Here is an 18,944-nt window from a genome sequence, read left to right as displayed (position 1 = left end):
AGATTTAAGAAGGCTTAAGCTGTCATCGCAATTGGTCACTCTCATTAAAAAAATGAGGACATGCTTTAAAAGCAGACCAACACCACAACAGACCATTCTTTTGGCCCACCGAGACGGATACCGTCAGAGCTAAGCACAACAAGTTGGGCAATATTATACGGAATAAAATATTTTAAAGCTAATTATTCTTAGGAATTTAATTCCTGAGGTTCAGTCGAATCGGGCTGCTTTTCGAGATAATTGGCTATCACACCGCACACCATCAACTGAATTTGATGGAAAATCATGATCGGTAAAACAATCATCCCCAACGGCTGCCCAATAAATAAAATTTGCGCCATCGGTACACCACTGGCTAAGGTTTTTTTGGAGCTACAAAAAAATGCGGCAATTTGGTCTTCACGTGCAAAACCCAACCATTGCGGCACAACCCACGCCAACCACATCACAAGGGTCAATAACACGGAACAAGCAATAATCAACAGCAATAAAGTCATACCACTAACTTGATGCCACAATCCTGCTACCACTGCCCCACTAAATGCACCATAAACCACCATCAAAATCGAACCCTGATCAAATACCTTGACCAGCTTTGGTAATTTCAACATCTGAGGAAAAACATAAGGACGTAATAACTGCCCCAAAATAAATGGCACCAATAACAATAAAGTAATTTGAATAATCGAATTTGTCGGGTCAAAACCGTGTTCAGACTGCCCTAAAATAAAGATGCCTACTAAAACTGGGGTAATAAACATCCCAATTAAATTAGAGAATGACGCACTGCAGACTGCGCTGGCAACATTGCCTTTTGCCACTGACGTAAAGGCAATTGAAGATTGCACGGTTGAAGGCAAAAAGCACATGAACAAAAAGCCCCAATACAGCTCCTGCCCGAGCATTGGCACTAGAATTGGCTTTGCCAGCAAACCTAAAATTGGGAATAACGCAAAGGTAAAAGTAAATACCAACGCATGCAATTTCCAATGCATCATGCCCTGAATGACAGCTTCACGTGATAATTTCGCCCCATGCAAAAAGAATAAGATTGCAATGGCAACTGTCGTAATCACACTAAAAACTTCGGCTGCTTGCCCTGACACAGGCACGACACTGGCGAGGATGACCATCACAAACAAAAGAATGGTAAAGCGATCCAATGCCAATAACTTCAACATAAACACATCCTGTATATTCTTTTACTGTTGCAAAAAAGCCCAGCAATTTTTACCTTTCGATAAAGGTATATTACTGAGCAATATTCAAAAAGCGAGCATTTTCAGGTGATGTTCAATATTTTCAAAATGAATACTGAACAACATTCAGTTTATTGCGCCATAAAGGTTTGGTTTTTACTGCTTCACTGATGAAGACTTAGTTATTACGTGCGTTCTGATCTTGCTGAATCAATTCAACTTTATAACCATCTGGGTCTTCAACAAAAGCAATGACAGTCACGCCACCTTTCATTGGCCCTGCTTCACGTACCACATTGCCACCACGCGCTTTAATTTCTTCACATGCTTTGTAGGCATCTTCTACCGCAATTGCGATATGACCATAGCCATTGCCCAAATCATAGCTGTCTGTATCCCAGTTATGCGTCAACTCTAAAACGGTGTGATTTTCTTCATCGCCATAGCCTACAAAAGCAAGGGTAAAACGACCTTCTTCATAATCACGCTTACGCAGCAAAGTCATGCCTAAAACTTCTGTATAAAATTTTAATGATTGCTCTAAATTACCTACACGTAACATGGTATGCAGCATGCGCATGTCATTCATCCTTTTGTTCAATCGGTTTTGCTTGTATGTGTTGATGGTCACGTAACAATTTCGCCACCCACACCACTAAAATTAAAATAGGGATTCCAATTAATGTGGTCATGAGGAAAAAGTTTGGATAACCAATATTGGTCACTATAGTACCTGAATAACCACCTAAAATCTTAGGAGTCAAGGTCATGAGTGAGCTAAAAATTGCATATTGCACAGCAGTAAATGACACACTGGTTAAACTGGATAAAAATGCGATAAAAGCCGCGCCCGCTAAACCTGAAGCCAAGTTATCGACAATAATCGCAAAATATAACCATGCTGTGCTATATGGCTTAATCACCTTGCCCTGAATTTCAACCATATTGTTTGAAGATGATTGAACGATCGGCAAAGGTTGTATATCTACATCCAAAGCATTGCCTTCATGTGTGTTTAAATCGACCTGATAGGTTTGGCTGTGTTGTTGTACAGTTTGCTGTCCATTTAATAATACAGCTTGCAGTTGTTTACTTGGTGAGTCTGCCAAAAGCTGCCCTGCAATCGCTGCCGTAAAAATTCCTTGTGCATCTAGTTTTGCATCAAAATTTTGACCATCTAGCTGCAGTACAATTTTTTGCTGTTCGGTTAAGGCAGGCCCTGCATATTGCCCACGTACGACAATACTGTTGCTGGCTTCATTTTCGCTAATACGATTATCCGAAGTCAGTGGTAAAAACTGGAGTTGTGCAGTTTCAATCTCAGTTTGGTGCAAATACGGCATCGACACTAAACGTGACGGCGTATCGCCCGTTTGGTATTGCGCACGTACCTGAATTTCATCCTGTGTTGCTAAAACCTGACTAGGCACAGCCACTTTCCAATATCCAACTTCATCGGCCTGGGTTTGATATTGTTGCTGCCCCACAGAAACTTGCACATCGCTCAGTTGCTGTCCTGACTTCACCAGACCAATAAAAATAAGATTGGTGGATGATGCCAACACCGCGCCAACAAACATTAATTTCATAATGTTCATACGCTGTGCCAGTAAACCGCCCAAGAAGCCACCCACTAAACTGAAAATGACCCCATAAACCTTAACCGCTTCGGCAATTTGTTCTTTGCTAAAGTTCAAATCCTGATAGAACACATTGGAAATTACACCTGCAATAATGTCTGAAACTCGATAAAAACCAATCAAGAGTAATAACACCAGTGCCAGTTTCATGCCGTAGCGTTTAAAGAAATCTGCAACAGGATGCACCCATGTTTCAAATGCCATCTGTTTATTGACTGCGCCCAATTTGACCAAAATTGTGCCCATGCCTACAGCAGCCGCACCCGATGCAATAAAACGTAAAGCTTCTATAGAAAATAATAAAAATGCATCTTTGAGTTGGAATTGTTGTTTTAAGGCTTCGGTAAAATTACCCGAAAAGACGTAGCACAATACAAAACTGAATACCGCAACAAAAAACACCGTAACCAGACGAAAATAGTCGCGTCGTTGATAATGTTTGCTGACCCGATTCACTTGCGGTTCACGAATCACCAAAGTCGTGATAATGCCAATCAGCATCACCGCAGCCATCGCCAAATAAGTAATTTTCCATGCACTATAAATATAGTTGCCTTTAGCAGTACCTAAAGATGCAGCCAAAAATAAAGCACCTGCCCCTGCAACAATCATCCCAATGCGATAGCCCGCGTTATAAGTCGATGCCAACACGGTTTGCATTTGAGTTTCAGCCAATTCGATACGGTAAGCATCAATCACAATGTCTTGCGTGGCTGCAGAAAAGCCTAGTAATACTGCACCCAATGCCATTTGATATAAATGTGCCTGCCCCAAAGCTGGGTCAGAAAATGCCATGACTGCAATTGCACAGACTATTAAACATTGAGCAATGAGCAGCCATGCCCGACGTCGCCCTAGTTTTTTGGTTAAATAGGGTACGGGTAATTCATCAATCAATGGTGCCCAAACAAATTTAAAGGAATAACCTAGAGCAGCCCAACTAAAGAAAGTGACCGCACTTTTGTCAATGCCTGCTTCGCCCAACCACAAAGATAGACTGGAAAAAATCAGTAAAATTGGAATACCTGCAGAGAAGCCCAAAAACAGCATAATCAGCGCACGACGGTCTAAAAATGCCGTAAATGCAGCTTTCCACCCTGTATTTTGTGCTGAAGTTTGCCCAGTCTGTTGTGTGGTCATTCGATTATTATTTTCTATCAAGTCAAATTGTTGTTATTCAATCGCGGAATAGCTTCTGTTTCAACAGTATTTATGAAATTATCCACAACAGCCTTGTCATTTTGTAGTAAAAATTACGGCTTAGCTTGAATTTTCCGCTTAAACCTGTATACCTTTAAACTTCTAACTGCAATATTTCGTTTTGGATTTCTACAGTGACCCAAAGACTTGATCAAATCACCCCATCAATGACAACCAACACAACAACAGCAGCGCAAGATGAACAACAACCGCTTCTCAGCTCTGCCTTTGAACAAAGCGAAATACAAACGACTTTAGAAAATACACGACTCAAAGCAACACAACTAACCCATATTCCAAATTACGATAACATTCCCGCTTCGACCCGACGCATTAAACCGCTGAATAATTTTTTAGGACAAGATCGGGCACGCGCTTCGGTGGAAGCAGGTATTTCCCTGCCATATTCTGGCTACAATATTTTTGCAGTGGGTACGGCGGGATTGGGCAAACGTACCATGGTCAAGCGTTTGCTGCAGCAACATGCCAAGAGCATGCCCACACCGAATGACTGGGTTTATGTCAATAATTTCAAACACCCGCGCCAACCGATTGCCTTGCAACTGCCTGCAGGTCAAGCGCCTAAATTTCAAAGTTTGTTACATCAAACTTGGCAAACTATTTTAAAGCAACTCGAACGTCGCTTTACCGCAGAAACCTATCACAACCGCATTGAAATGATTCGTCAGCAAGCGGGTGATGAACAGCAACAAGCCTTAATTGAGCTGACCAGTGAAGGTGAAGAACTCGATTTAAAACTGATTGCGCAGGAAGATGAACATTGCTTTGTACCCGTGCATCTGAAAAATGACAAAATGCAGGAAATGTCTAAGGAAGATATTAACGCCTTGGACAGCAAAACCCGTGCAGAAATTGCGTCCAATATTCGTTATATGAATAAAAAACTGGAGCGTTTGGGTTTGCATTTAGGCGATTTAGAAGATGACGCACGTGACAAAGTACAAGACCTGAACCGTGATATTGCCAAACAAGTGGTAATGCCACGCATTGATATTATTCAAAATAAATATCCTAGTGTCGAAGGTTTGACTGAATATTTACAATACTATGCCGAAGATATTATTAATAATGTCGAGTTTGTTTTAGAACAGGAAGAAGATGATTTCCGTCCTGGCACCTTTAGCCGTATTCCTGCGCGCTACCAAGCCAATATTATTGTGACGCACAAACCCAACAGCGGTGTACCTGTTATTTTTGAAGATTTTCCAACCCATTACAATTTATTGGGGCATGTGGAACAACTCACGCAAAACGGCACCATTACCACAGACTTTACTTTAATTCGCGCAGGTAGCTTACACAAAGCTAACGGCGGTTTTCTAATGCTCGAAGCAGAGCAATTGCTCGAGCAGCCTTATGCATGGCAAGGGCTAAAACGTGCTTTAAAATCAGGGCAATTAAAACTGTCTTCTTTAGAGCACATGCTGACTTTAACAGGCAGCATTTCCATTGAGCCTCAAGCCATTCCACTGAATATTAAAGTTATTTTACTGGCAGAGCCTGAAATTTATTATGAAATTTTAGAGCTAGAACCTGAACTAGGCAGTGTCTTTAAAATCCGTGCCGACTTTACTGATACATTACAACGTAATGACGAAAACGAGCAGGCTTATATGCAACTGATTGCCGATTATGTGCAATCTGACAAATTATTGCCATTTGATCGTTCTGCTTTAGCTGCATTGCTGACCGACTCAAGCCGTCAGGCAGAAGACCAAAGCTCTTTGTCATTACATGCCCTCACCTTGGGTGATCTAATTCGCGAGTCACATCACCATGCGGCACAGGCGGGCGATAAAACTGTTTCCGAACAGCATATCAATACGGCGCTCGATCATCGTAAATACCGCTTAGGCTATTTGCGTGAACTCTATTGGCAGGACTTATCGCGTGGTACGCAGTTAATCGAAACACGTGGGCACCGCTTAGGACAAATTAATGCCTTGTCGGTGATTCACTATGCCGATGTCGAATTTGGATTACCTTCTCGCTTAACTGCTTCGGTCTACCAAGGCGGTGGCGACATTTTAGACATTGAACGCAGTGTAGAGCTTGGCGGGTCATTACATGCCAAAGGCGTGTTGTTAATGGCCAGTTTCTTAAAAGCGCATTTTGGTCGTGAACAAATCTTGCACTTTTCTGCTGCCCTCGCCTTTGAACAAAGCTATGGTCAGGTTGATGGTGACAGTGCAACAGTGGCAGAGCTTTCTGCTTTGATTTCTGCAATCAGCCAACTACCTATTGACCAATCTTGGGCCATTACAGGCTCCATGAACCAACTTGGTCAAGTACAGCCAATTGGTGGAGTGAATGCAAAAATTGAAGGTTTCTTTGATGCCTGCAAACTGCAAGGTTTAACTGGCAAGCAAGGCGTGATTATTCCGCGTCAAAATATGCAGCACCTTATGTTGCGTAAAGATGTGATTGAAGCGGTAGAACAAGGTCAGTTCCACATTCACGCCATTGATACCATTGACCAAGCCTTAGAAATTTTAATGGCGCGTCCTGTGGGTAAACTCACTAAAAAAGGACGTTACAGTAAAGGTTCAATTTACGCTGCAGTGATGGAACAACTTGAGTATTGGCAAGCCATTGAAGATGGTGCTGAAATTGAAGAAGAGCCAAAGAAAAAGAAAAAGTCCAAGAAAGAAAAGGACAAAAAAGACCCAGAGAAAAAGGACAAAGCGCAAAAAGCCAAGAAAAAACAGAAATCGGCTGAACCATCTGATGCGGCAACTTCTGATGAAGTCACTGCTGAGTCGGCTGAAACTGCTGAACTTGCAACTGAAAGTACTACGGTAAACTAAGTGCAGTGATTCAAATCAGCTATTCAAGTGAATTCCAGATATAAAAAAAGCGCCAAGGCGCTTTTTTTATATCAACTTTTTTGTATGGATGACTTTGGTCTAGTGTGACCCAAGTCCAATACTTTAAGCTTCAGGTGCTGGGCTGTATTGCTCAACTAAAGGCTTTAACTCACCTTTCTGGAACATATCCAACATAATATCGCTACCACCAATCAACTCACCGTTAATCCACAATTGTGGGAAAGTTGGCCAGTTGGCAATTTTTGGCAAAGTGGTACGAATATCCTGATTTTCTAAAATATTCACATAAGCAAAAGGACGACCAATTTGACTGAGTGCTTCTACTGCGCGCGCAGAAAAACCGCATTGTGGAAATTGTGGTGTGCCTTTCATGTAAAGAAGAACAGCATGTTTAGCAATTTGTTCACGAATTAACGCTTCGGTATCGCGTACTTGTTCAGTCATTGGTAAATCCTCAACTCATCTGTGTGGCATTATACCCAAAACCGAGCAAAACAGTACGTCTAAAGCAATAAATCCAATTTTATTTACAATTAGGCTTTTCATCTGCAGTAGATTTTGCTTATATAAGTTTTTCCCTCCAACCTAACAGATAAGAGTTAGTCATGAATAACATTACCCTTGCTCCTGTGCAAACTGATCAACCATCACATTTGATGCCTGTATTTGGCCGTCAGCCGATCAGCTTTGTCCGCGGTCGAGGTTCTTATCTTTATACTGAAGATGGCACAGAATATTTAGATGCACTTACAGGCATTGCCGTATGTGGTTTAGGTCACGCACACCCTGCAATTACCGAAGCCATTGCAGATCAGGCGGCTACCTTAATTCACACCAGTAACTTGTTTGAAGTGCCTTGGCAGACTGCTGCTGCACAAAAATTGGCGCAAGTTGCTGGCATGGAAGAAGTGTTTTTTTCAAACAGTGGTGCAGAATCTAACGAAGGCGCAATTAAAATTGCACGTAAGTTTGGTCATATGCAAGGCGTTGCCAATCCTAAAATTATTGTTGCAGATCACTCTTTCCACGGTCGTACTTTGGCTACCCTGTCTGCAACTGGCAATAAAAAAGTTCAGGAAGGTTTTGCACCTTTGGTTGAAGGCTTTATTCGTGTGCCTTTTGGTGATGTCGAAGCCATTGAAGAAGCTGCGACTCAGCATCCTGATATTGTGGCTATTTTAGTCGAGCCGATTCAGGGTGAAGGCGGTGTGAATACTGCACCACAAGGCTTTAGCTACCTAGAAGACATCCGCCGTATTTGTAATCAACACAACTGGCTGATGATGCTGGATGAAGTACAAACAGGAAATGGTCGTACAGGTAAATTCTTTGCTTATCAGCACACCAATATTGTGCCTGATGTATTGACTACAGCGAAAGGTTTGGGCAATGGCTTCCCAATTGGTGCAGTCATGACTCAAGGTCGTGGTGTGGGCGTTCTTACTGCTGGTAATCATGGCTCAACCTACAGTGGTACTGCGTTAGGTTCACGCGTGGTTTACACTGTTATTGACACCATCCAGAAAGAAAACTTGGTAGAAAATGCAGCAAAAATGGGTGGCTACATTGTGGAACAATTGCGTCAACAACTCGCAGACCAAAATGTAAGCGTGCGTGGTTTTGGCTTGATGATTGGTATTGAATTACCAAAACCATGTGCAGAGTTGGTCGATATTGCCCGCGATGAATACAAAATGATTATTAACGTAACTGCAGGTTCTGTAGTGCGTTTATTGCCAACATTAAATATTACTCAAGCCCAGGCAGATCAACTGATTGAACGCCTTGTAGCAATGATTAAAAAGTTCTTGGGTTAAATAAATCCCTAACAAAAAGCCGCAGTTTGAACTGCGGCTTTTTGCTAACTAAATGGTCGATCAGTATATTATCAACATTCAATTAAGATGCTTCTTGAAACACTCGCCCACCCGGCAATTGAGAAAAATATTGTTTTAAGGCTTCCAAACAACGATGTACTTTCATCGGTTGTTGCTCATGTTTGGAAATGATTGCATACAAGGTAAATGCGGGTAATTTCCACTCAGGCAAAATTTCAACCAAACTGCCATTAAGCAAATCTTTTTGAATATCCAAATGCAAAATTCGCGCAAGCCCATGCCCTTGCATACACAAAGATTTAGACACCAACACATTATTGGTCGATAGACGCGAGCCCAACTCTACATCCACATTTTCAGCAGTGCTGATATGCTTAAAATTGAGTTGCTGAAAATTCTTCATAATGGTTAATGGAATTAACTCGTGATGTTTTAAATCTTCAGGACGTGAAATGGGCGCGGTTTGATTTAAATAACTAGGTGATGCGACTAAAACTTGGTCAATATGGGCAATTGGAATCACATGCTGGTTTTGATCTTCAATTTTTGGACTCATACGCAGCGCAATATCAATGCGACCATCAATCAGGTCAATGTATTGATTGTCGGTTTCTAGATGGATAGATAAACCACGATGGGCCGACATCCAATGTGAAAGAGCAGGAATCACATGATTCGCACCTAACTCAGGAGTGGTGGCAATTCGTAAATCACCGACCAGATCATCTCTTAATTCATTAATGCGGATTTTTCCGCGCTCAGCAGCGGCGAGCATTTCTTGACAGCTGTGGAAAAAAGCTTGTCCTGCTTCAGTCAAACTCAGTTTTCTAGTAGAACGATGCAGAAGTGTGACTTCCATTTCTTGTTCTAATGAACGGATTTGTTGACTGACGGCACTTGTGGTGATCCCTAGATCACGCGCTGCACCGCTAAACGAGCTTTTTTCAACAACACAAGCAAATACACCCATTGCTCGAAGTTGATCTAACATAAATTCCCTCGGAAATTATACAGGTGCTCTTATCTTTCGATAAAAGCAACCTATTGTATTATACGGTGAAATTTATGTTTTGTATTTGCAAAATTTAATTTATTGGTAAAACATTAGTCGGATTGATTGGCTTACCATCTAGGCGTACCTGAAACTCCAACATGGTACGTGTAGCACCCGAAGAGCCCATTTCTGCAATTTTTTGACCCGCTGTTACGTTTTGACCACTGCTCACATTCATCTTACTGTTATGTGCATAGGCGGTGATATAACCATCAATATGCTTGATTAAAATCAAGTTTCCATATTCTTTTAAGCCATCTGCAGCATAAACCACCTGCCCATCTGCTGCGGCATAAATTGGGTCACCTACATTGCCACCGTAACGAATTCCTTTGATATTACTTGCCAAATTAAACTGTGCAATCACAGCACCTTGAGATGGTTTCACCCAGCGCAATGTGCTGCTACGCACCGGTGTACTTGGTGTTGTTGAGCTAGTGGTCGTGGTTGTAGTCGATGTTACCGGTGCAGGTGTCGTTGGTAAAGTGACTGTTTGACGTTGAATTGGTGCAGCCTGCGTTACAGGGCGAGTGCTTGTTGTACGTGGTGCATTGCCCGCTTTCAAACGAATCGACTGCCCGACATAAATACGATACGGCGGTGCAATATCATTCATTTCTGCAATGCTGAGATAGCTCAAACCATAACGTGCAGCGATACCACTTAAAGTATCACCTGAACGTACAGTATAAAAATTCGGCGCTGTTGCATAACGTGCAGAATTATTCACTTGAGGTTTAGAGGCACAACCACTCAACACGACGGTAGCCACAACAGCACTTGATAACACTAAGGTTTTCAACAATGCTGTTGGTGTGCTAAATAAACGATACTGAAACACCACAGGCATTCTTTCCTCTCTACAAATTCTAAATATTTTCTATTGCGCTAAGAGTAGCAAAAAAGTCCTTGTAATGAGGCTTACAAGCTACTTTTTCACAAAGTTATAACATTAGTTAGCCAATTTGGGAAAATTGACTGTGCAATGATTGCAAAACGTCATAATTGGTGGCATCCATCTGAATTGGTGTCACGCTGACATAGCCATTTGCTACCGCAAAAAAATCAGACTCAATTTCAGTTAAGCCTTTTTTCGGTGCAGCCACTGCCTCGCCCGACAAACCAATCCAATACACTTGACGCCCTCGTGGATCGACCTGACTAGTAATTGGCTTAGATTGGGTACGCTGTCCTTGATAGGTAATTTTTGTGCCCTGCAACACTGGCACATCTGGAATATTCACATTAAAAATATGTCGTGCAGGTAAACTTGGTAAACCTTGAGCAATAAAGTCATGTACCCACTGCGCTGCCTGCATATAATCTTGCGGATGCTGATAAGCACGTACATTATGCCCTGCAAGTGATACCGCAATCGCAGGCTGTTTCATCAAACGTCCTTCAAATGCCGCACCGACTGTGCCTGAGTACAGTACATCATCCCCTAGATTTGCACCGCTGTTAATGCCGCTGACCACCAAATCAAATTCGAAATCGAACAATCCATTCATCGACAAATAGACACAGTCTGCAGGTGTACCATTCACTGCCCAGACATCTTCAGCAATTTGCACAGGACGTAATGGTCGGTCTAAAGTCAGCGCACTCGAAAAACCACTGCGTTCACTTTCGGGTGCAACAATCACCACGCGACCCAAAGGTTTTAAGGCTTTCGCCAAAGCTTGGATACCAGGTGCAAACACGCCATCATCATTGGCTATCAAAATATTCACAGAAAAATCTCAGATAAAACAAATATAAAGGTTATATACTAAAATATAGCAACGTCGGTTCAATCTTAAACTTGTTTGTGCCTGATTCATGCCTAAGCACATTTAATAAGCACACGACAACAAAATGACTGATCAGCACATTTCATTGAAATATACAAAAGATTATATATATTTAGCGCTTAACATCCATCCAAAAATATATGTGATTCTCATGATTTTAGCTTTGTCATTTCGTCGTTTATTGGGTCTAGGTTTTGCTGCTGTATTAACGCAGTCTGTAATTGCAGAAGATTTGACTGCAGCAGAAGCCAATACGATTGTGAAAGAAGATGTTGCAGCGGCACAAGTCATGACTGAAATGTGCCCTGCACTGATTGGAAAAAATGCAAAATTAGATGCCAATATTCAAGCACTGATTCAAACTTATCTACAAGATTATTCAGAATCGAACATGACGCTTGCCAAACTACAAGCCGACGCAGAATATCAATCCGTTTTAGCTGAAGCGCGTGAAGCAGCAAAAGATACAGCCAAAGAAGAGCAAAAAGTAGTGTGTCAGGAAGCTTTAGAATTAGCACTTTAAATCACATGATTTAAATACTATTTTGAGCCTGTAAATAATTTTGCATACTCACCCTTTAAGGCAAACTTTCAAAGTTTGCCTTAAATTTTATGCTTAGTTTTTATATCTGGTATTTTTCCACTATTATTTTACGCTTTATATCAAGCCACTGATTTTCAAATTTCAGACTTTAATCTTCACTTTTTATACATGATTTGCGCTCAGATCACACAGCTTTAATACATTTTCACTCTTTCAATTCGCAAATAAATGATTCATCTTATAAGCACTTAAATGAATCGGTAGATTCAGTTCAAACAATATTTAAGGTACTTGATATGCAATTTTCTGGCTTAAAAAATTCACGTGCAGTTCATTTTTTTGGCGCAGTTGCGCTCAGTTTGGGTTTAAGTCAAGCCGCAATTGCGCAAGAAGAAAATATTGAAGTGACGCCATTACAACAAGTGACTCAGCAAGAATTAGCCGCTATTTATGTGTTATCTGAAGTTTGCCCTTCACTAGTCAAAGAACAAGATCAATTTCATCAGGGTTATACAAAACTTGCCCAAGAATATATGCCTAAAGAAAAAGACGCTGTTACTGCCTTAAGTAAACTCAGCAAACAAAAAAGCTTCCAGCCAATTTTAAAAGAAGCCCGTGCCGATGCCAAAGCTGCTGGAACAGCCAAAAACCAAGCAATTTGCCAAGAATTGACAGCATATAGCAGATAATACAATTTGGTTACAATACTTTTATCAATAAGCCGATTTCTCCCATAGAAGTCGGCTGAGCTTTGCCCTAAAATGCTAGCTCTTTTGTGCATACCTCAAGTATTGGAACCTCTTAGAATGACCCCAAAAAGCGCCCTTGCTGCATTATTACTATTACCAAGCTTTTCTTATGCAGCAACTGTCTTAGCTACACCACCAGAACTCAATAACAAATCATACGTTTTGATGGATTATGAGACGGGACAAATTTTAGCTTCAAAAAATGAAAACGAAAAACTCGCCCCTGCCTCAATGACCAAAATGATGACTAGTTTCATCATTGAACAAAAGTTATTAAAAGGCGAACTCACGGAAGATGAACAAGTCCGCATGAATGAGTCTGCATGGTGTCGTGGCAGCAGCACAGAATCATGTATGTATGTTCCTTTAAATGGCACAGCAACCGTACTTGAAATGCTACGCGGAATTATCGTGCAATCGGGCAACGATGCATCTAAAGCCATGGCAGAGCACATTGCAGGTAATGAAGGCACATTCGTTCACATGATGAATGAAGAAGCCAAACGTATTGGCATGAGCAATACCCAGTTTATGAACTCTACGGGTATGCCTGCTGAAGGTCACTTTTCTACCGCAAAAGATATGGCGACTTTAGCGCAGCACATCATCCATGACAGCTCAAAATACTACCCAATTTATTCTGAAAAAGAGTTTTCTTTTAATGGAATTAAACAAGGCAACCGTAATGCCCTGTTATATACCGACCCAAGCGTGGATGGTTTAAAAACAGGTCATACCAACGAAGCGGGTTACTGCTTAACCACTTCATCTAAACGTGGCCCAATGCGTTTAATTTCGGTGATTTTTGGTGCGCCAACCATGCAAGCTCGTGCAACTCAAACTCGTGAATTGTTAGCTTGGGGTTATGCAAACTACGAAACTGTACGTGTACAGCCTGCCAACCAAGTCTTGGCCAAAGCCAAAGTATGGTACGGTAAAAGCAAAGAAGCACAAATTGGTTTACCAGAAAACTTTAACGTGACCATGCCAAAAGGCAAAGCCAACCAAATTAAAACTCAATTGGTGGTTCAACCTAAATTGACTGCTCCTTTGAAAAAAGGTCAGGTGATTGGTAAATATGTCGCAACCTTAGATGGTAAAGTGATTGCTGAAAAACCATTGGTGGCGTTGCAGGAAGTGGAAGAAGCGGGTTTCTTTGCACGTATGCTAGACCATATCAAACAATTCTTTAGCAACTTATTCTAAGATTCATAAGCTTAGACTAAAGCGCAAAGCACACATGCCCGCATGTGTGCTTTTTTATTTTATACTGTGTTTAATCCTAAATTTATAAGCTAAAGATTTGTCCATCATGAAAAAAAATGTGCGTGCTTATTTAGAGCAAACCCCAAAAATTGACGCTAGCTGCTATGTAGATGAATTGTCGGTGGTGATTGGTGATGTGCATTTGGCCGCAAATGTATCGGTTTGGCCATTTGCTGTGATTCGTGGGGATGTCAACCATATTCGGATTGGTCAAAATTCCAATGTACAAGATCATGCCATGCTGCATGTCAGCCATAAAAAAGCCGACAAACCTGAAGGTTCACCGCTGATTATTGGCGAAGATGTCACGGTTGGACATGGTGTGACCTTGCACGGCTGCACCATTGGCAATCGGGTGTTATTGGGCATCAACACAATTGTTTTGGATGATGTCATTATTGAAGATGATGTAATGATTGGCGCAGGGTCTTTAGTGCCACCGCGTAAGCGTTTGGAAAGTGGCTATTTGTACGTGGGTAGCCCTGTGCAAAAAGTTCGTCCTTTAACCGACAAGGAAAAAGAGTTTTTGCCTTATTCTGCACGGCACTATGTAAAAGTGGCGGGGAATTATCAATAATCCCCCCCTCAAAGTTCTTTTTGATAGTTGTAATTTGAGGGATTACACGTTCTGCACCGTTAATTTTAAACTCAGTGTATGAATGACATGATTAATCTTATCAAATCGAGAGGCTGAATCTTGACTTAGAGTTTTATACAAAGCTTTACGGTCAATATCTGCCTCTTTTTCTATTTGTGCAATAGCTTTGACTTTGGCAACAACACCTAGCGCAAATGAGATCACATCCAGCATCACCAAATGAATCAAAGAACAAAGTACCCCTCACATCTTCCCACAACTACACAAACCTACATTTACAGTTTTAAAGAAATCCCCTTTCAACATAGCCACATCCCCCTAAATTTTGTAGAATATGCGTTTTACCCCATGGTGCTTTTCAATGACCGCTTGGACTGCTCACGTTACTGTCGCCACCGTTATCGAAAAAAACGGAAAATTCCTGTTTGTTGAAGAACATACAGAAGGTGTGACGCATAGCGTGTTTAATCAGCCTGCAGGGCATGTTGAAGCTGGCGAAAGCTTAATTGAAGCAGCAATACGTGAAACCATGGAAGAAACTGGGCATCGGGTGAAAATTAATGCCTTACTCGGTATTTATAGCTATACTCCGCCTATGTTTCCTGACCGCACCTATTATCGCTTCTGCTTTCTAGCCGAATCGCTGCAACATGATGCGCAAGCCCAGCTCGATCCCGATATTATCGGTACTGTGTGGATGTCTGTAGATGAACTGGCTGAATCGGCACGTGCCCGAAGTCCGTTGGTACTGAAAGCGGTTCAAGATGCGCTCAGTGGTCAATCTTATCCTTTATCGCTCATTTACGAGCACCAAAATTCTCCCCTTATTTCTAGTTTGGATGCCTAATCCTATGCAACAACGTGTCATCGTCGGTATGTCAGGTGGTGTAGATTCATCTGTTTCTGCTGCACTTCTACTTCAACAAGGTTATCAAGTTGAAGGGCTTTTCATGAAAAACTGGGAAGAAGATGACGGCACCGAATATTGCACCGCAATGGAAGATCTTGCCGATGCGCAAGCGGTGTGCGACAAGCTAGGCATTAAATTGCATACAGCCAACTTTGCGATGGAATATTGGGATCGAGTTTTTGAGCATTTTCTTGCCGAATATGCCGCAGGACGCACGCCAAACCCAGATATTTTATGTAATAAAGAAATTAAGTTCCGTGCTTTTTTAGATCACGCCATGAATTTAGGTGCAGATTTTATTGCTACAGGCCACTACGCTCGTCGTGGTGAAACGCAGTACAACTCCAAAGGTGAAGCCTACGCTCCACTGTTACGTGGTTTAGATAAAAATAAAGATCAGACCTATTTCTTACATGCAGTGCATGGTCGTGAAATCAATAAAACCTTGTTCCCTGTGGGCGAAATTGAAAAGCCGCAAGTCCGAAAAATTGCCGAAGAACTAGATTTAGTCACTGCCAAGAAAAAAGACTCGACAGGGATTTGCTTTATTGGTGAACGTCGCTTTAATGATTTCTTAAAACAATATTTGCCTGCTCAAGCTGGAAAAATTGTTTTAGACGATGGCAAAGAGGTTGGTGAACATCACGGCTTAATGTACTATACGCTCGGTCAGCGTGGCGGGATTGGTATTGGCGGCTTAAAAGGTGTTGCTGAAGGTGCATGGTTTGTCCTGCATAAAGATATTGAAAACAATCGTTTAGTGATTGGTCAAGGTCATGAACATCCACTCATGCAAAGCACTATTTTATGGAGCGAAGCAATTGATTGGGTGGCAGGTGAACAAGAAATTCCAGCGTCAGGCTTCCGTTGTACTTGTCGCACTCGCTATCGCCAAGATGATCAGGACTGTGTAATTTTCAATGATGACAGCATGCCTGGCGGTGTACGTGTGGAATTTGATGAACCACAACGTGCAGTCACTCCTGGTCAAAGTGTCGTATTCTATTCAGGCGAAATGTGTTTAGGCGGTGGTGTGATTCACCATACCAATGCACCTAAACCCGATTTTATTTAAGGATTGTTTTGGATGACAGAGTTACCGTTTCAACAGTCACCAACTCTGAATGTTCGCCAAAATCGTGCCTTGGCGTTAGCGGGTGTGTTTCAAGCCACCCAGCTCACGCACATGACTGCACTCACAGGTCGACAAAGTATTGGTGAAAGCGGTAACTTTTATTTTGAGCAATTAATTAAAGCCAGTTTAAATATCCGTCCAAGTAGCAATCACAGTTCGCAAACTTTGGATTTTTTTAATCATTTGGCCGATATTTCTTTGGGTTTAAAAACGCTAGAAAGCAGCATTAACCAACCTTTTAATACTGCTCCTAAATCGCGTTTACCTAAACTATCCAATACCAAACTACCCATGTCGTATGCGATGGCACTCTTACAATTAGAAAAGAAAGTGTATAGCAATCCTAAATACGTCGAAATTATTGAGCAGTCACAGCAAAAAATCTTAAAACAACTTTCATTTTTTGATCATAACTATTTGCATCCCAGTATTATTGCCAATTTAGCCCAAACCTATGTCGATACTGCGGGACAAATTAACCCGCGCATTATGGTACGTGGCAATGCAGAAGCATTTAAGGATTCTGCACATACCAACCGAATTCGAGCTTCGCTTTTTACAGGCTTACAAATGGCACACCTTTGGCGTCAACTTGGTGGCAGTTCATGGGGCATGGTATTTAGCAAACGTAAATTATTACGTGATATTCAAGATCTGGCGCGTTTACAGTATCAGGTGGTTTAAACCATGCTGAACACGCTTTTGTTTTAGGTTTAATTCCAAAGTTTAAGGAATCGATATGAACGCTTTAACCGCACTTTCTCCATTAGATGGGCGCTATGCAAGCAAATGTGATGCACTCCGCCCTTTCCTCTCTGAGTTTGGTTTAATCCATGCTCGTGTGACTGTTGAAGTGCGTTGGTTACAAGCGCTTGCCAATCGTCCTGAAATTACCGAAGTACCTGCTTTCAGTGCTGCAACGAATGCTGCATTAGATGCAATTGTTGCAGATTTCTCTGAAGATGATGCCAACCGCATTAAAGAAATTGAACGCACCACCAACCATGACGTAAAAGCAGTTGAATATTTCTTAAAAGAAAAAATTGCCAACATTGATGAGTTAAAAAATGCAGGTGAGTTCATTCACTTTGCTTGTACTTCAGAAGACATCAACAACTTGTCACATGCTTTAATGCTTAAAAATGGTCGTGAAGTATTGGTTGCAGCGATGCAGCAAATCATTGATTCGATTGTTGCATTGGCAGAAAAACACGCAGATCAACCAATGTTGTCACGTACTCACGGCCAAACTGCAAGCCCAACAACTTTGGGTAAAGAAATGGCAAACGTGGCATATCGTCTTGCACGTCAAATCAAACAGTTCAAGCAAGTTGAGCTTTTGGGCAAAATCAATGGTGCAGTAGGTAACTACAACGCTCACCTTTCTGCATACCCAGAAATCAACTGGCCTGCACATTCTCAAGCATTTGTAGAATCTTTAGGTTTAAGCTTTAACCCATACACGACTCAAATTGAGCCACACGACTATATGGCAGAATTGTTTGATGCGCTACGTCGTTTCAACACCATTCTAATCGACTTCAACCGTGACGTTTGGGGCTACATCTCACTTGGTTTCTTCAAGCAAAAACTGAAAGAAGGTGAAGTTGGTTCTTCAACCATGCCGCACAAAGTAAACCCAATTGACTTTGAAAACTCTGAAGGTAACTTGGGTATCGCCAATGCAGTCTTGGCTCACTTAGGCGAAAAATTACCAATCTCTCGCTGGCAACGTGACTTAACTGACTCGACTGTATTGCGTAATATGGGTGTTGGTTTTGCACAAAGCTTGATCGCATTTGAAGCTTGCTCTAAAGGTATTGGCAAACTTGAATTGAACGCACAACGTATTCTTGAAGATTTAGACAATGCTCAAGAAGTATTGGCTGAGCCAATTCAAACTGTGATGCGTCGTTATAACATCGAAAAACCATACGAAAAATTAAAAGCTCTTACACGTGGTCAAGCTATGACACGTGACATGATGCTAGATTTCGTGAATGGTAATGAGTTGGAAGGCGTTCCTGCAGCAGATCGCGCACGTTTAGCGACAATGACGCCTGCAACTTACACAGGTAATGCAGCTGAACAAGCAAAACAAATTCAAGATTTAATTGCTAAAATCTAATTTGTAAAAGCATTCATCACAATACAAAAATGCGAAGCTTC

18 protein-coding genes are annotated in these 18,944 nt (G+C 41.6%); 10 read left to right on the top strand and 8 right to left on the bottom strand.

From position 1 onward, the window contains the following. Window positions 1-188: 188 nt before the first annotated feature. The 3 genes from C3Y93_RS00490 to C3Y93_RS00480 form a co-directional block, all read right to left on the bottom strand. Window positions 189-1,187, bottom strand: coding sequence for a bile acid:sodium symporter family protein (locus C3Y93_RS00490; RefSeq protein WP_171062555.1), 999 nt, complete (start codon window positions 1,185-1,187; stop codon window positions 189-191). 190 nt (window positions 1,188-1,377) lie between these two features. After that, window positions 1,378-1,779, bottom strand: coding sequence for a lactoylglutathione lyase (gloA, locus tag C3Y93_RS00485; RefSeq protein WP_213064880.1), 402 nt, complete (start codon window positions 1,777-1,779; stop codon window positions 1,378-1,380). Window position 1,780: 1 nt separating this feature from the next. Then, window positions 1,781-3,979: an AmpG family muropeptide MFS transporter gene (locus C3Y93_RS00480; RefSeq protein ID WP_096901072.1), complete on the bottom strand. Its 2,199-nt coding sequence runs from the start codon at window positions 3,977-3,979 to the stop codon at window positions 1,781-1,783. A gap of 194 nt (window positions 3,980-4,173) precedes the next feature. Between C3Y93_RS00480 and C3Y93_RS00475 the strand changes: the two genes are divergently transcribed. Next, entirely contained in the window at window positions 4,174-6,867 is a 2,694-nt protein-coding gene (locus tag C3Y93_RS00475) for a Lon protease family protein (RefSeq protein WP_004971630.1), read from the top strand. Between the two features lie 123 nt (window positions 6,868-6,990). Here C3Y93_RS00475 and grxD read toward each other — a convergent pair whose 3' ends face one another. Continuing rightward, the gene (grxD, locus tag C3Y93_RS00470) at window positions 6,991-7,332 is read right to left on the bottom strand and encodes a Grx4 family monothiol glutaredoxin (protein WP_019837647.1); all 342 of its coding nucleotides are present in this window, start codon (window positions 7,330-7,332) and stop codon (window positions 6,991-6,993) included. A 161-nt stretch (window positions 7,333-7,493) separates the two neighbouring features. Here grxD and C3Y93_RS00465 point away from each other — a divergent pair, with 161 nt between their 5' ends. Next, on the top strand, window positions 7,494-8,705 hold the full coding sequence (locus C3Y93_RS00465) for an aspartate aminotransferase family protein (RefSeq protein WP_104851776.1): 1,212 nt from the start codon (window positions 7,494-7,496) through the stop codon (window positions 8,703-8,705). An 82-nt stretch (window positions 8,706-8,787) separates the two neighbouring features. On the opposite strand, the gene C3Y93_RS00460 is transcribed toward C3Y93_RS00465, so the two are convergent. The 3 genes from C3Y93_RS00460 to surE all read right to left on the bottom strand — a co-directional run bounded on the left by C3Y93_RS00460 (window position 8,788) and on the right by surE (window position 11,513). Then, window positions 8,788-9,717, bottom strand: a complete 930-nt coding sequence (locus tag C3Y93_RS00460; protein ID WP_104851775.1) for a LysR family transcriptional regulator — start codon at window positions 9,715-9,717, stop codon at window positions 8,788-8,790. Between the two features lie 94 nt (window positions 9,718-9,811). Beyond that, a complete protein-coding gene (locus tag C3Y93_RS00455) occupies window positions 9,812-10,630 on the bottom strand; it encodes a peptidoglycan DD-metalloendopeptidase family protein (RefSeq protein ID WP_104851774.1) in 819 nt (272 codons plus the stop codon). Between the two features lie 106 nt (window positions 10,631-10,736). Continuing rightward, window positions 10,737-11,513: a 5'/3'-nucleotidase SurE gene (gene surE, locus C3Y93_RS00450; RefSeq protein WP_096901077.1), complete on the bottom strand. Its 777-nt coding sequence runs from the start codon at window positions 11,511-11,513 to the stop codon at window positions 10,737-10,739. A gap of 211 nt (window positions 11,514-11,724) precedes the next feature. Between surE and C3Y93_RS00445 the strand changes: the two genes are divergently transcribed. The 4 genes from C3Y93_RS00445 to C3Y93_RS00430 all read left to right on the top strand — a co-directional run bounded on the left by C3Y93_RS00445 (window position 11,725) and on the right by C3Y93_RS00430 (window position 14,709). Next, window positions 11,725-12,096 carry an MCR_0457 family protein gene (locus C3Y93_RS00445; RefSeq protein ID WP_026438310.1) on the top strand — a complete coding sequence of 124 codons (372 nt, stop codon included), beginning with the start codon at window positions 11,725-11,727 and terminating at the stop codon, window positions 12,094-12,096. A gap of 317 nt (window positions 12,097-12,413) precedes the next feature. Further along, window positions 12,414-12,806: an MCR_0457 family protein gene (locus tag C3Y93_RS00440; RefSeq protein ID WP_004971644.1), complete on the top strand. Its 393-nt coding sequence runs from the start codon at window positions 12,414-12,416 to the stop codon at window positions 12,804-12,806. 117 nt (window positions 12,807-12,923) lie between these two features. Next, window positions 12,924-14,072, top strand: a complete 1,149-nt coding sequence (gene dacC, locus C3Y93_RS00435; protein ID WP_004971646.1) for a D-alanyl-D-alanine carboxypeptidase PBP5/6 — start codon at window positions 12,924-12,926, stop codon at window positions 14,070-14,072. A 106-nt stretch (window positions 14,073-14,178) separates the two neighbouring features. Continuing rightward, complete coding sequence (locus C3Y93_RS00430; protein WP_004971648.1) at window positions 14,179-14,709, top strand: gamma carbonic anhydrase family protein; 531 nt, start codon at window positions 14,179-14,181, stop codon at window positions 14,707-14,709. Window positions 14,710-14,751: 42 nt separating this feature from the next. Here C3Y93_RS00430 and C3Y93_RS00425 read toward each other — a convergent pair whose 3' ends face one another. Then, window positions 14,752-14,958 (bottom strand): DNA-binding protein, encoded by a 207-nt coding sequence (locus C3Y93_RS00425; RefSeq protein ID WP_104851773.1) that lies wholly within the window; start codon window positions 14,956-14,958, stop codon window positions 14,752-14,754. A gap of 133 nt (window positions 14,959-15,091) precedes the next feature. Here C3Y93_RS00425 and C3Y93_RS00420 point away from each other — a divergent pair, with 133 nt between their 5' ends. Genes C3Y93_RS00420 through purB form a run of 4 tightly spaced genes read left to right on the top strand, consistent with a single transcriptional unit; the run spans window position 15,092 to window position 18,903 of the window. After that, window positions 15,092-15,577, top strand: a complete 486-nt coding sequence (locus tag C3Y93_RS00420; RefSeq protein WP_104851772.1) for an NUDIX hydrolase — start codon at window positions 15,092-15,094, stop codon at window positions 15,575-15,577. Window positions 15,578-15,581: 4 nt separating this feature from the next. Further along, window positions 15,582-16,715, top strand: coding sequence for a tRNA 2-thiouridine(34) synthase MnmA (mnmA, locus tag C3Y93_RS00415; RefSeq protein ID WP_104851771.1), 1,134 nt, complete (start codon window positions 15,582-15,584; stop codon window positions 16,713-16,715). Window positions 16,716-16,727: 12 nt separating this feature from the next. After that, window positions 16,728-17,459, top strand: a complete 732-nt coding sequence (hflD, locus tag C3Y93_RS00410) for a high frequency lysogenization protein HflD (protein WP_004971659.1) — start codon at window positions 16,728-16,730, stop codon at window positions 17,457-17,459. Between the two features lie 55 nt (window positions 17,460-17,514). Further along, complete coding sequence (purB, locus tag C3Y93_RS00405) at window positions 17,515-18,903, top strand: adenylosuccinate lyase (RefSeq protein ID WP_004971661.1); 1,389 nt, start codon at window positions 17,515-17,517, stop codon at window positions 18,901-18,903. Window positions 18,904-18,944 lie beyond the last annotated feature (41 nt).

The organism is Acinetobacter sp. SWBY1 (assembly GCF_002946595.1).
GTDB lineage: Bacteria > Pseudomonadota > Gammaproteobacteria > Pseudomonadales > Moraxellaceae > Acinetobacter > Acinetobacter towneri.
This window is presented reverse-complemented; position numbering and strand designations above follow the sequence as displayed.